The 12,859-nt window shown below is 71.6% G+C and carries 11 protein-coding genes; 7 read left to right on the plus strand and 4 right to left on the minus strand.

Annotated features, from left to right (window positions below):
- Positions 1-474: 474 nt before the first annotated feature.
- Positions 475-2,055, minus strand: coding sequence for a dolichyl-phosphate-mannose--protein mannosyltransferase (locus tag RAN62_RS13790; protein WP_305784987.1), 1,581 nt, complete (start codon positions 2,053-2,055; stop codon positions 475-477).
- A gap of 73 nt (positions 2,056-2,128) precedes the next feature.
- On the opposite strand from RAN62_RS13790, the gene rsmI reads away from it, so the two are divergent.
- Positions 2,129-2,977 (plus strand): 16S rRNA (cytidine(1402)-2'-O)-methyltransferase, encoded by an 849-nt coding sequence (gene rsmI, locus RAN62_RS13795; protein ID WP_305784988.1) that lies wholly within the window; start codon positions 2,129-2,131, stop codon positions 2,975-2,977.
- An 11-nt stretch (positions 2,978-2,988) separates the two neighbouring features.
- Here rsmI and RAN62_RS13800 read toward each other — a convergent pair whose 3' ends face one another.
- Positions 2,989-4,266 (minus strand): hypothetical protein, encoded by a 1,278-nt coding sequence (locus tag RAN62_RS13800; protein ID WP_305784989.1) that lies wholly within the window; start codon positions 4,264-4,266, stop codon positions 2,989-2,991.
- 108 nt (positions 4,267-4,374) lie between these two features.
- On the opposite strand from RAN62_RS13800, the gene metG reads away from it, so the two are divergent.
- A complete protein-coding gene (gene metG, locus RAN62_RS13805; RefSeq protein WP_305784990.1) occupies positions 4,375-6,159 on the plus strand; it encodes a methionine--tRNA ligase in 1,785 nt (594 codons plus the stop codon).
- A gap of 329 nt (positions 6,160-6,488) precedes the next feature.
- On the plus strand, positions 6,489-7,808 hold the full coding sequence (locus RAN62_RS13810) for a hypothetical protein (RefSeq protein ID WP_305784991.1): 1,320 nt from the start codon (positions 6,489-6,491) through the stop codon (positions 7,806-7,808).
- Between the two features lie 56 nt (positions 7,809-7,864).
- Here RAN62_RS13810 and RAN62_RS13815 read toward each other — a convergent pair whose 3' ends face one another.
- The gene (locus RAN62_RS13815) at positions 7,865-8,899 is read right to left on the minus strand and encodes a hypothetical protein (protein ID WP_305784992.1); all 1,035 of its coding nucleotides are present in this window, start codon (positions 8,897-8,899) and stop codon (positions 7,865-7,867) included.
- A gap of 83 nt (positions 8,900-8,982) precedes the next feature.
- Between RAN62_RS13815 and RAN62_RS13820 the strand changes: the two genes are divergently transcribed.
- Positions 8,983-9,873 (plus strand): TatD family hydrolase, encoded by an 891-nt coding sequence (locus tag RAN62_RS13820; protein WP_305784993.1) that lies wholly within the window; start codon positions 8,983-8,985, stop codon positions 9,871-9,873.
- Between the two features lie 21 nt (positions 9,874-9,894).
- On the opposite strand, the gene RAN62_RS13825 is transcribed toward RAN62_RS13820, so the two are convergent.
- On the minus strand, positions 9,895-10,317 hold the full coding sequence (locus tag RAN62_RS13825; RefSeq protein ID WP_305784994.1) for a hypothetical protein: 423 nt from the start codon (positions 10,315-10,317) through the stop codon (positions 9,895-9,897).
- A gap of 117 nt (positions 10,318-10,434) precedes the next feature.
- Here RAN62_RS13825 and rsmA point away from each other — a divergent pair, with 117 nt between their 5' ends.
- From rsmA to RAN62_RS13840, 3 genes are read left to right on the plus strand one after another with little or no spacing between them, the layout of a single operon-like run.
- Positions 10,435-11,334, plus strand: a complete 900-nt coding sequence (rsmA, locus tag RAN62_RS13830; RefSeq protein WP_305784995.1) for a 16S rRNA (adenine(1518)-N(6)/adenine(1519)-N(6))-dimethyltransferase RsmA — start codon at positions 10,435-10,437, stop codon at positions 11,332-11,334.
- Complete coding sequence (locus RAN62_RS13835) at positions 11,331-11,903, plus strand: Uma2 family endonuclease (protein WP_305784996.1); 573 nt, start codon at positions 11,331-11,333, stop codon at positions 11,901-11,903. The genes rsmA and RAN62_RS13835 overlap by 4 nt, the downstream gene beginning before the upstream one ends.
- Entirely contained in the window at positions 11,900-12,847 is a 948-nt protein-coding gene (locus RAN62_RS13840; RefSeq protein ID WP_305784997.1) for a 4-(cytidine 5'-diphospho)-2-C-methyl-D-erythritol kinase, read from the plus strand. The genes RAN62_RS13835 and RAN62_RS13840 overlap by 4 nt, the downstream gene beginning before the upstream one ends.
- Positions 12,848-12,859: the final 12 nt, after the last annotated feature.

A 12,859-nucleotide genomic window follows, 5' to 3' on the forward strand; every position in this document is an offset into this window, starting at 1 on the left:
GTCATATCCCCGACTGCCCCGCAACCATTCCGCGAATCAATTTCACAATGCTTATTATGGCCTTCGAGGGCTTTTGTCCGGATTGACCCGTGTCTCGCACGCCGTGGCCGCACCGTCGCTCAGGGTGCGTGACCAGGTGAAGTATCGACAACTGAGTAAGTCCACTTGTTGTGTCCGCCCAGGACGCTCGTTAAGCTTCGAGGTGCGCGCCCCTATCGCCCGCTTCCCCCGTGGCAGGCGATCGGGGCGTTGCCTATTTCTCCGGCCGGACGATCCCGCACTTTACCGGCATTCTGGTCCGCCCCCACCGAGCGCTCGCGCCTCGCCTCCCGGCTCACCAAGCCGACGGCGACCCCGGCGACGGCGGTTGCCGGGTCCGCGGGGGACGGGCGGCGCGGGGCCGGACCACAGGCCGATGCCGCTCCGGCGCTGCTTTCTCCCGAGGATCCGAGCTGTCGTGATGCGGCCGGCCGGTCAGATCCAGCGGCCGCCCAGCCACATCCGGGACGACCAGTCGTCGTAGGGGATCAGCTGCCCCACGAAGATGGGATAGAAGTAGGCGAAGCAGAGTGCGACCAGCAGCAGGTAGACCCCGGCGACGATCGAGCCGATCATCTGGCGGTCGCTGCGGGCCGCTCCGGCCGCCGTGCCGCCCGGGGGCGTCATGATGGCGCCGAGGACGTAGACGACGGCGAGGATCAGGAAGGGCAGGGCGGGCAGGGCGTAGAAGGAGAACATCGTGCGCCCGTCGGCGACGGCGAAGTAGAACCACGGGAGCAGGCCGGCCATGACGCCCGTACCGATGGCGAGGGCGCGCCAGTCGCGGCGGGCGATGCCGAACCAGACCAGCGCGGCGAGCGCGGGCAGGAACGACCACCACAGCAGGGGAGTGCCGAGCAGCAGCACCTCGGCGGCGCAGCTGGACGAGCCGCAGTTGCCGCTGTTGCTCCAGGAGAAGGCGACGGGGCGGCCCAGCAGCAGCCATTGCCACGGCCATGACTGGTAGACGTGGCGGTCGGTCAGGCCGCTGTGGAAGGTGTACGCCTCGTGGTGGTAGTGGATCAGGTTGAGCAGGGCGCCGACGATCGGCGGCTCGCTCATGCCGTTGGCCTCGCGGTAGTGCCGGAAGTAGCCGTCGTTCGTGACGAACCAGCCCGTCCACGTGGCCAGGTAGGTGAGCACGGTGAGCGCGAAGCTGAGAATCAGCCAGCCGAGGTCGCCGAGCAGCCCGGAGCGGGCCCAGCGGCGGACCCCGGCGGAGCGGCGGGCCTGCATGCGCCAGACGACCACGAGCGCGGCGAAGAAGGGCGCGAAGAACAGTGCACTCCACTTCACGCCGCAGGCCAGGCCGAAGGTGACGCCGGAGACGAGCAGCCACCACGGCACGACCAGCGGGCGCTTGTGCTCCGGGCTCCAGCCCTCGTCGAGCGCGCGCAACAGCCGGCGGCGGTAGTGGTCGCGGTCGAGGACCATCGCGGCGAAGGTCATCAGGATGAACAGGCCGAGGAAGATGTCGAGCAGCGAGGTGCGCGACAGCACGAACTGGAAGCCGTCGAGGGTCATGAGCAGGCCCGCGGCGCCGGCCAGGACGATCGAGCGGAACATCCGGTAGGCGACCCGGATCAGGATCAGGATCATGAGTACGCCGGCGATCGCGGCCGGGAAGCGCCAGCCGAGCTCGTTGTTGCCGAACGCCTTCTCGCCGAACGCGATGAGCCACTTGCCCAGCGGCGGATGCACGACGTAGGCCGGGCCGTTGACCTTCTCGTCCCACTCGACGCCGTGCTGCAGCATGTCCCAGGCGTCGGTCGGGTAGTACACCTCGTCGAAGATGTACCCCTTGGGGTGAGTGATGCCGACGAGCCGCAGCACCGTGGCGATCGCCACGATCACGCCCGTGACGAGCCACGAGTAGGGGTTCAGCCAGTTGTCGAGCGTGGTCAGCCGCCGGCGCACGGCCTCGGGCACGCCGCGCACGCCCGTGGCCGCCGTCGCGTCCGGGCTCTCGTCCGCGGGCGGGCCCGGGGTGTCAGTCTCCGCTGTCGCCGAAGTCACCCCGCGATCGTAGGCGGCCCGTCCATCGCACCGCCCGGCACGTCCACGCCGCGCGGTGTGATGGACTCAGGGCGTGGACCATGGTGAGCCGGGACGAGTCGTACTGGTCGGAGCCCCGCTGGGCAACATCGGCGACGCGTCGGCGCGGATGCGCGAGATCCTCGCGTCCGCCGACGTCGTGGCGGCCGAGGACACCCGTCGGCTGGCCCGGCTCACGAAGGATCTGGACATCACCGTGGCCGGGCGGATCGTCTCCTACTTCGAGGGCAACGAGGAGCGCCGCACGCCCGACCTCGTCCAGGCGCTGCGCGAGGGCGCGGTCGTCGCGGTGGTCACGGACGGCGGCATGCCCAGCGTGTCCGACCCGGGCTACCGGCTGGTCCGCGCCGCGCTGGACGCCGGCTTCCCGGTGTCCGCCGCGCCCGGCCCGAGCGCGGTGACCACGGCGCTGGCCCTGTCCGGGCTGCCCAGCGACCGCTTCTGCTTCGAGGGCTTCCTGCCGCGCAGCGGGTCCGGCCGCCGCTCCCGGCTCCGTGAGCTGGCCAAGGAGCCGCGCACGCTGGTGTTCTTCGAGGCGCCGCACCGGATCACCGGCATGCTGCAGGACGCCGGCGCGGTCTTCGGCGCGGAGCGGGAGGCCGCCGTGTGCCGCGAGCTGACGAAGACGTACGAGGAGATCCGCCGCGGGCCCCTCGGTGAGCTGGCGGCGTGGGCCGCCGAGAGCGAGCCGCGCGGGGAGATCACCGTCGTGGTGGCGGGTGCGCCCGCCGGTCCGGCCGAGCGGCCGGCCGACGAGGAGCTGCGCGCGGCCGTGGCGGAGCGCGAGGCCGCCGGCGTCTCCCGCCGGGACGCGATCCAGGCCGTCGCCGACGCGTACGGGCTCCGCAAGCGCGAGGTCTACGAGCTGGTCCACGCCCGGTAGGCCGACGCGGCTCAGTAGGTCACGAAAAGGAACCCGCCGAGCAGCAGCAACGGGCCGGCCAGGCTCATGAGCAGCGCGTTGCGCCGGGCCCGGGCGGTCTCCAGGCGGCCCGTCCCGGTGAGCAGCGCGATGCCGAGACCGCAGAGCAGCACCAGCAGGAAGCCCAGCGTCCAGCGCAGGTGCATGAGCAGGCCGGTGTCGCCCACGTACGCCTGCCGGCTCGACGTGCTCACCATGCGCGCGGGCGTCGCGGTGCCCCCGGCGCGCTGAGCGGACCCGACGCCGAGCAGGGCGACGCCCTCGACGGCGGTGGCGCTGCCCGCGGGCGTGAAAGTGCCGGCGCACCGCTGGGAGACGCCTTCGCCGACGCATCGGGCCACGGTGGCCGTACCGGTGCGTCCGTGACCGACCGCGAGCCAGAACGGCTCGGCGCTGACCCAGGAGAAGAACGCCGCGACCAGCGCGAGGGCGAGCAGGGCCACGAGCCCGGTGGCCGGCCGGCGCGGGTCCCGGATCTTGCGCCGTGGCGGACGCGGGGCGGCCCGTTCCTGCGGCGTGGTAGTGGCGGCCCGCTTGGCCCGTTCCTCCTCGGAGAGCCAGAACGGGGAGGTCTCCAGCAGGGCGGCGGTGCGCTCGGCGCGTACCCGCTCCTGCAGGGCCTGGTCCGCCCGGGCCGCGTCCTCGCGGGCCCGGCCGGGACGCGGACGGCTCGGCGGGGCCTGGCCGGGCACCGGGCCGCGGTCCAGGGGCACCGTCGGCCGGTTGCGGTCGGGCTCGGGCAAGACCATCACCTCCTGTACGTCCACCGCGTCGCCGTCGATCGTCACGTCCGCGGGCCGGGGCGGCCGGGCGCCCTCGGCCGGCCGCGCGTCTTCGACCGGGAGCGCGGCGAGCAGGTCCACGATCGTGGGCTCGGGCTGATCGGTGACCGGCGGCTCGGGCCGGCTCCGGGGCTGGTAGGCCGTGGCCGTCCCGCCCGGGTTGAAGCGCTCGGCGCCGACCTCGTCGTGCGGGTGCTCGACGTCTCTGGGCCCGTCGGTCCGGCGTACCCGGGGGGCGCGTTTCGGCTTGGGTTCCGCGGGCTTGCCGGTGAGGGCGGCCGCGGTGTCCTCCATGCCGGCCTCGTGCGCCACGCCGGCCGGACCGCTGTGCTCGGCCGGCTTCGGGGGCGTGAGCGTGGCCGGGCCGCTGTCGCCGCGCCACCACGCGCCGGTGGCCGGGTCGGACCAGGTCCACGGATTGCCGTGGCTGCGTGACGTTTCCCCAGGTTGAGGCGCGTCTCCCGTCATGTGGTCCATTGGACTACGGGGCTCGCCACCATCCACGGACATAAACGGCGTGTCGGACAAAAAGGGTGAGCGCCCGGCGGTTCGCGAGAGTCACTACGCTTGTTGTCCATGAGTCACGTTCTCGCCGCGGTCGCCTGGCCCTATGCCAACGGCCCGCGCCACATCGGTCATGTCTCCGGCTTCGGGGTGCCCTCCGACGTTTTCAGCCGGTACATGCGCATGGCGGGTCACGACGTGCTCATGGTCTCGGGCACCGACGAGCACGGCACCCCGATCCAGGTCCAGGCCGACGCGGAGGGGGTCACCGCGCGCGAGCTCGCCGACCGCTACAACCGCGTGATCGTCGAGGATCTGCACGGGCTCGGGCTCTCCTACGACCTCTTCACGCGCACGACCACCCGCAACCACTACGCGGTGGTGCAGGAGCTCTTCAAGGGCCTGCACGACAACGGCTACATCGTCGCCAAGACCACGCTGGGTGCGATCTCGCCCTCCACCGGGCGTACGCTGCCCGACCGCTACATCGAGGGCACGTGCCCCATCTGCGGCTACGCGAGCGCACGCGGCGACCAGTGCGACAACTGCGGCAACCAGCTCGACCCCGAGCAACTGATCAACCCGAGGTCGCGGATCAACGGCGAGACACCGAAGTTCGTCGAGACCGAGCACTTCTTCCTCGACCTGCCCGCCTTCGCCGAGGCGCTCGGCCGGTGGCTCGACACGCGGCAGGGCTGGCGGCCCAACGTCCTCAAGTTCTCGCGCAACCTCCTCGAGGACCTCCAGCCCCGGGCGATCACCCGCGACCTGGAGTGGGGCATCCCCATCCCGCTCGAGGGCTGGCAGGACCGCAACGACAAGCGCATCTACGTGTGGTTCGACGCGGTCACCGGCTACCTGTCGGCGTCGATCGAGTGGGCCCGGCGCTCCGGCGACCCCGACGCGTGGCGCCAGTGGTGGCAGCGGCCGGAGTCGCTCGGCTACTACTTCATGGGCAAGGACAACATCGTCTTCCACTCGGTGATCTGGCCGGCCCTGCTGCTCGGCTATTCGGGCGAGGGCGACAAGGGCGGCAAGCCGGGGTCGCTGGGCGAGCTCAACCTGCCGACCGAGGTGGTCTCCAGCGAGTACCTGACGATGGAGGGCAAGAAGTTCTCCTCGTCGCGCAAGGTCGTCATCTACGTCCGCGACTTCCTCGAGCGCTACGACGCCGACGCCCTGCGCTACTTCATCGCGGCGGCCGGTCCGGAGTCCAACGACACCGACTTCACCTGGGCCGAGTTCGTCCGGCGCAACAACGACGAGCTGGTGGCCGGCTGGGGCAACCTGGTCAACCGGTCGATCTCGATGGCCGCGAAGAACTTCGGCGCCATCCCCGAGGCCGTCGACCTGACCGACGACGACCGGGCGCTGCTCGAGGTGGCCCGGGCGGGCTTCGCGACGGTCGGCGACCTCATCGGCAAGCACCGGCAGAAGGCCGCGATCGGCGAGGCCATGCGTGTGGTCGCCGAGGCCAACAAGTACCTGTCCGACCAGGCGCCGTGGAAGCTCAAGGACGAGGCCTCGAAGCCGCGCATGGGCACGATCCTGCACGTCGCCCTGCAGGTGGTGCGGGACGCCAACACGCTGCTGACGCCGTTCCTGCCGCACTCCGCGCAGAAGGTGCACGAGCTGCTCGGCGGCACCGGAGTGCACGCCCCGATGCCGCGCATCGAGGAGGTCGAGGACCTGGACGGAGGGCCGGCCTATCCGGTGCTGACCGGCGACTATGCCGGGGGCGCGCGCTGGGAGTCGGTGCCGCTGGTGGCCGGGACGCCGCTGGCCGCGCCGAAGCCGGTCTTCCGCAAGCTGGACCCGTCGGTGATCGAGGAGGAGCTGGAGCGGCTCGGCTCCTGATCCCCTCTTCCGCGCGATCGCGCGGCCTCGGCTCGCTCCTCCGCGCGGTTGTCTGGCCTCGGCCGAACGGCTGGTTTCTGTGGCCAAGCTGTGGGCCGAGCCCGCCGCGGTCACGTATTTACGCACGTCAGCCCGCTGGTGCCGGAAGGCGCCGGCGGGCTTTGTCGTGGGCGCCGCGGAACGGGATTGATGAGGGTGGCTCGGATCTAGTACGTTCAGCGCCGACCACGGGGGAACGGTTGCGTTTCATCGGTACGGGCGCGTTTCGTCCGTCCTGACCGATTGAGGCGCTTCCACCGTCCAAGGTCACCCCTCACGAAGGAGTTTCCTTGAACGCACGACTGAAGCGCCCGCTGCTGGCCGTGGTGGTCAGTGGCGCGCTGCTGGCCGGCGGTCTCGCCGTCGGCACGCCGGCCTTCGCCGACGAGCGGGACTCGGCCACCGACGTGGCTTCGATCCTCGCCGACGAGCCCACGCCGAGCGACCCGGCCAGCCCGACGCCGCCGCCCGCCGAGAGCCCGACGCCGGACCCCTCCGACACCACCTCGCCGGAGCCGACGCCGACCGACCCGGTGCCGAGCGAGCCCGCGCCGGGCGAGACGACGACGCCCGCGTCGCCGGAGCCCTCCGTCACCTCGCCGACGCCGGAGCCGACCGACTCCACCACGCCGCCGGCGTCCGAGGAGCCGAGCACGCCGCCGACGACCACGCCGCCGCCCGCGCCGGACACCCAGAAGCCGACCGGCTCGTTCACGCTGAACACCGGCGCCATCTGGATGGGTCAGCGGGTCACGCTGACCCAGGGCACCATCAAGGACAACAACCCGGTGACCGACGTCAAGCGCGTCGTCAGCTGGGGTGACGGCACCACGAGCACGCTCAAGGCGGGCCAGGCGCCGATCAACAAGCAGTACACGGTGGCGAAGACCTACACGATCAAGTTCACGGTCACCGACAAGGCCGGCAACTCCAGCTACACCAGCAAGACGGTCAAGGTCACCAAGCCGGGCACCTGGAAGCCGAGCGCGTACAACGTGTGGCCGGGCCAGAAGCTCAGCTTCAAGCTGACCGGCGTGCCGGCCGGCACCCAGAAGATCTGGTTCGACTGGGGCGACGGCTACAAGGGCTGGATCGCCGGGAAGAACCAGACGATCTCGGGCTACTACTACCACCGGCTCAACGGCGGCCTGATCAAGGGCAAGGTCACCGTCCGGGCCACGTTCTACAACAAGTACGGCGCGTCGTCGGCGCTCTACGTGACGCAGATCAACGTCAAGACCGACTCGTGGAAGCCGACCGTCAAGGTCACCAAGCCGGCCAAGTCGACCAGCGCCAAGGCGTGGCGGACCGTCAAGGGCACCGTCGCCGACAAGGGCTCCGGCACCCCGTACGTCTATGTGTGGGTCAGCCGGATCGTCGGCAGCAAGGTCTACTGCTACACCCCGCAGAAGAAGTGGAAGCGGGTCTACACGCAGGAGCAGTACAACAACTGCGCCGGCCTGTCGATCAAGCCCAGCAAGGGCAAGTGGTCGGTCAAGCTGAGCAGCCTGCCCAAGGGCGGCACGATCTACGTCGACGCCATCACCTGGGACTGGGCCGACCACCAGAGCAAGTGGTCGTCCGTGAAGGGCAAGATCAGCAAGTCCTGACGGACGAGCGGCACGAGGAAGGCCCGGCGAGCGCCGGGCCTTTTTCGTGTTCCGGGTCAGATGGCGTACGCGAACTCGGCGATGTGGTGGTCGGCCAGCTCACGCACGGGGGCCCACACCTCGTACACGCCGCGTTCGTAACAGCGGGCACCCACCGCGGCGATCGTGTCCGCGTCCGGGTGGGTCAGCCGGAGCCGCGCCCAGTTGTCGTCGCGCTGCAGCACCCAGGCCGGGACAGTGCGCCAGCGGGCCAGCTCGGCCCGGCGGCTCAGCGTCTCCACCGGATAGCGGGCGGCCCGGGTCAGCGCCCGGACGCGGAACTCGGACGGCGGGTCGGCGACCGCCTGGTACTCGTGCTCCTTGATCCGGCCGATCAGGCGGGCCGAGCCGGCGTCGGTGCAGGGCACGTACTCGCGGTCGGGACTGACGCCCGGGATGCCCTCGAGCAGGTGCCGCCAGCGCGGGCCGGCCAGCCGCAGCCAGCCGTGCTGCTCCGGCTGATAGGTGTAGAGGACCACCTCGTCGCCGGTGCCCGGATAGGCGACCAGTTGCGCGTTGGCCGGCGTGGGCAGATCGGCGAAGCCCGCGGTCACGAACTCCGGGATCAGGTCGTCGCTGCTGGGCGTGAAGCCGGTCCCGAGCACCATCGAGCCGACCCGGGAGTGCGCGGGGATCGCGGCGAGGCCGGCCTGGGTCGCGCCCATGGGGATCTCAAAGTCGCTCGGGTCGGTGGCCCGCCAGCGCAGGGCGTAGGCGACGGAATCGCCCTCGGGCACGCCGTCGGTGCGGAGGATGGCGAGCTCGTCGGGCGTCCGCAGGTGCGCGATGTCACAGGCCCGATAACAGAAGCCGTACGGCAGCCAGCCGGCCAGATGCCCGGCCAGCTGGGCGGCCGAGAGCAGTTTCATCATGCGGGTGCCGCGGTGCACGGCAGCGGTGGCCCGGATTCCCTGCAGCACCGGATCCTGCTGGTGCCCGGCGGACTGACTCAGCTCCTGGACCCGTTCCCAGGAGAAGTCGCGGCGTAGTGGTGCCATCAGAGGTGGTTCCAGTGGATCGACGTCCACCTGGGCATCCCCGGTCACGGTCACACGCGGCAACGTAGTGGTAGCTGGTTAACGGAAGGTTACTCACATCGCCGGGGCGGAATTCGTGATGTGTGATCCTTGGAGCGATGACCACCGAACAGCCTTCCGCGAAGCGCGCGGCCAAGGCGGCCCGCCGATCGGGGGAGTTCCCGCCCCCGCCCGAGCCGCTGGCCGTGCCGGTCTTCGACAGCCACACCCATCTCGACATCACCATCCACGAGGCCGGCGTGCCCGGTGACGCGTCCGACCCGGTCGAGGCTCTGATCAGCGCCGCCGCCAAGTCCGGCGTGGACCGTCTGGTGCAGGTGGGCGTCGACGTCGCCTCGTCGCGGTGGGGCGCCGCCCTGGCCGCGCGGCATCCGGCCGTACTGGCGGCCGTGGCTCTGCACCCGAACGAGGCGCCGCGCCTGGCCGACCTCGACGAAGCCTTGCGCGAGATCGAAGCCCTGGCCGCCGAGCCGAGGGTGCGCGGGCTGGGGGAGACGGGCCTGGACACCTTCCGGACCGGCGAGGACGGGCGCGCGGCCCAGGAGCGCAGCTTCCGGGCGCACATCGCGATCGCCAAGCGGTACGGCAAGCCGCTCATCATCCACGACCGCGACGCCCATCAGGATGTCCTCCGGGTTCTCGACGAGGAGGGCGCCCCGGACGTCGTCGTCCTGCACTGCTTCTCCGGCGACGCCGAGTTTGCGGCCGAGTGCGTACGGCGGGGCTACTGGCTGTCGTTCGCCGGCACGGTGACCTTCGGCAGCGCGGGCAACCTGCGCGAGGCCGCGGCCCTGACGCCGTCGTCGCAGATGCTCGTGGAGACGGATGCGCCCTATCTGACGCCGGCGCCGCTGCGGGGGCGGCCCAACGCGTCGTACCTGATCCCTGTCACCATGCGGGCGCTGGCCGCGACGACCGGGCGCGACCTGGACGAGCTCTGCGCGGCCGTCTCCGCGAACGGGGAGCGGGTCTTCGGCCCCTGGTCCTGACCTGTGTCTTCCGGCCCCTGGTCACGGCGCGAGCAGATAGGCCGCGCAGTCGAGCTGGTCGCCCAGGCCGCTGAGCAGCTTGGTGAACGTGGTCGGGGCGGCGTTGATCGGCCCCCGCGACACGAAGCGCACCGCCCAGCGGTTGCCCGACGCCACGTTGAAGATGCGGTGGACGACCAGCGAGCCGCGATCCTCGGGCTCGACGCTGGTCACGCCGCGGTACCACCACTCGCCCTGCTGCGCGATCGACCGGGCCGCCCGGTCGATCGTCACGGTCAGCACGCTGCCGTCGCGGGTGACGGTGAACTCGTCCCCCCGCTGCGGCCGGGCCGTGCCGGTGGCCGCGATCGGCGACCGGCCGCCCGGCCGTGCGTCGAGCAGCACGGCGGCCACCTCGTCGGGCGATGCCTCGACCACACCCCGGAGCTCGAGCAGCTCGGTCATGGGTCGGTTCTACCCTGCCCGCGCCACCTCCTGCTGTCCCAGGTGCGCAGGCCGGGCTTTCCGGAGCTTTTCCCCTCCGCGGACCGGCCCGCCGGGGGCGCCGTAGGCTGTGGCGTCATGGCTGACGCACTGCTCGGCCCGGCGGAGATCCGGGAGCTGGCCGCCCGCCTCGGGGTCGCGCCCACGAAGAAGCTCGGCCAGAACTTCCTGCACGACCCCAACACCATCCGGCGCATCGTGGCGGCCGCCGGGCTGCGCGCCGACGACGTGGTGCTGGAGGTCGGGCCGGGCCTCGGCTCGCTCACCCTCGGACTGCTCGGCGCCGCCGCCCACGTGCACGCCGTCGAGATCGACCCGGTGCTCGCCGCCGCGCTCCCCGGCACGGTCGCCGAGCGCGCTGACCCGGCCCGGCTGTCCGTGCACCTCGACGACGCCCTCAAGGTCGCCGCGGACCGGTTCACCCCGGCGCCGACGATGCTCGTGGCCAACCTGCCCTACAACGTGGCCGTCCCCGTGGTGCTGCACCTGCTGGCCACCCTGCCGACCCTGCGCGGCGGGCTGGTCATGGTGCAGAAGGAGGTCGCCGACCGGCTCGTCGCCGGCCCCGGCTCCAAGGTCTACGGCGTCCCGTCGGTGAAGCTCGCGTGGTACTCCGAGGCGCGCGCCGCGGGACGCGTACCCCCGGCGGTGTTCTGGCCCGTCCCCAACGTCGACTCCGGTCTGGTGGCCTTCACCCGCCGGGATCCGGTCGCCGACGTCCCGCGCGCCGCCGTCTTCCAGGTGGTCGACGCGGCCTTCGCCCAGCGGCGCAAGACGTTGCGGGCAGCACTGGCCGGGTGGGCCGGTGGCGCCGCCCAGGCGGAGGAGATCCTGGTGGCGGCGGGCATCAGCCCCCAGGCCCGCGGCGAGTCCCTGACCGTGGAGCAATTCGCCGCCGTCGCTGCTGCCGCCGCGGAGCGTGGCCTCGGCGGTAGGCTGAGCCCGTCCGGCAGGCAGCACGAGGAGGTGAACCCATGACGGGTCTCGCCTACGCGTGGGCGCCCGATCCTGTCAGGCAACGCGACAGCAGTTACTTCCTCGATGATGTCCTCCTGCTGCCGGACAGCGCTCCCCGCGTTGAGCTGCGGCATGGTGTCGCATCGCCGCTCCCGCGCCCGAATGCCGGCCATCAGCAGACGGCCGCGCTGCTGTGGTTGTTCTTCCGCCACAATGCGCCGGAGGGCTTCACCGCCGTCACGCGGATCGGATTGGCAGCCGGCCTCCGAGACACGTTCGAGCCCGACGTGATGGTGCTCCAGGTGCCGGTCGGGAAGGACAATCACTTCGTGCGGCCGGAACAGGTCCAGATCGCGGTTGAGGTGGTGTCGCCCGGCACTGAGGAGCGTGATCGGCTCCGCAAGCCCGCTGACTACGCGTCGGTGGGCATTCCGCATTTCTGGCTGGTCGAGCAGCAGCCCCTCCAGGTGCTTGCCCACGACCTTGTCGACGGCGGTTACGTTCAGGTCGCAAAGGCAGAGCTGGAGGATGTGCTGATGTTGAGCGCGCCGTTCGAGATGCGGCTGCCGGTGCGGGACATCGCTCCGTGACGGAGGCGTGGGGGCCGGACGACGACAAGCCGCGGCGGTTCGCCGGGCCCGTGCGGGTGCGGGTGCCGGCGAAGATCAATCTGCATCTGGGCGTGGGGCCGCTGCGGTCCGACGGGTTTCATGAGCTGAACACCGTCTATCACGCGATCAGCCTGTTCGACGAGCTGACGGCCCGGCGCGGGGACACCCTGGCGCTCACCATGGAGGGTGAGGGCGCCGGGGAGCTGGAGCTGGGTGAGGACAATCTGATCATCCGGGCGGCGCGGGCGCTGGCGCGGAAGGCGCGGGTGCCGGCCCACGCGCGGCTGCACCTGCGCAAGGCGATCCCGCTCGCGGGCGGGCTGGCCGGCGGGAGTGCCGACGCGGCCGCCACGCTGATTGCCTGCGACCTGCTGTGGGGCACCGGCTACAGCAAGGACGAGCTGGCGGAGATCGGGGCGGAGCTCGGCTCGGACGTGCCCTTCCTGCTGCACGGGGGCACCGCGCTCGGCACCGGGCACGGCGAGGCGGTCAGCCCGATCCTGGCCCGGCCGGTCACCTGGCACTGGGTCGTCGCGCTGGCGGACGGCGGGTTGTCGACGCCGGCGGTCTATCGAGAGCTCGACCGGCTGCGGGCTGCTCCCGACGGTCCCACGCCGCTGGAGAGCGCCGACGCGCTGATGACGGCCCTGCGGCAGCGCAGGCCCGAGGTGCTCGGGGCGGTGCTGGGGAACGATCTGCAGGCGGCGGCTCTGTCGTTGCGGCCGGGGCTGGCGGACGTACTCAAGGCTGGTCAGGCGGCCGGAGCGGTCGCCGGGATCGTGTCGGGGTCCGGGCCGACGTGTGTCTTCCTGGCCCGGGACGGCGCGCACGCCGAGAAGCTGGCGCAGGAGCTGTCGGCCTCCGGGGTCTGCCGGACCGCGGTGACCGCACGTGGACCCATGCCCGGTGCCCGCGCCGTCTGACCTACGCTGGAC

Origin of the sequence: Symbioplanes lichenis (assembly GCF_030709675.1) — a bacterium.
In the GTDB taxonomy this organism is placed as follows: Bacteria; Actinomycetota; Actinomycetes; order Mycobacteriales; family Micromonosporaceae; genus Actinoplanes; species Actinoplanes lichenis.

Coding starts and splice junctions, on each gene's coding strand:
- rsmA (WP_305784995.1), top strand. CDS start 10,435: ATGGCTGACGCACTGCTCGGCCCGGCGGAGATCCGGGAGCTGGCCGCC.
- RAN62_RS13835 (WP_305784996.1), top strand. CDS start 11,331: ATGACGGGTCTCGCCTACGCGTGGGCGCCCGATCCTGTCAGGCAACGC.
- RAN62_RS13800 (WP_305784989.1), bottom strand. CDS start 4,266: ATGACGGGAGACGCGCCTCAACCTGGGGAAACGTCACGCAGCCACGGC.
- RAN62_RS13820 (WP_305784993.1), top strand. CDS start 8,983: ATGACCACCGAACAGCCTTCCGCGAAGCGCGCGGCCAAGGCGGCCCGC.
- RAN62_RS13825 (WP_305784994.1), bottom strand. CDS start 10,317: ATGACCGAGCTGCTCGAGCTCCGGGGTGTGGTCGAGGCATCGCCCGAC.
- metG (WP_305784990.1), top strand. CDS start 4,375: ATGAGTCACGTTCTCGCCGCGGTCGCCTGGCCCTATGCCAACGGCCCG.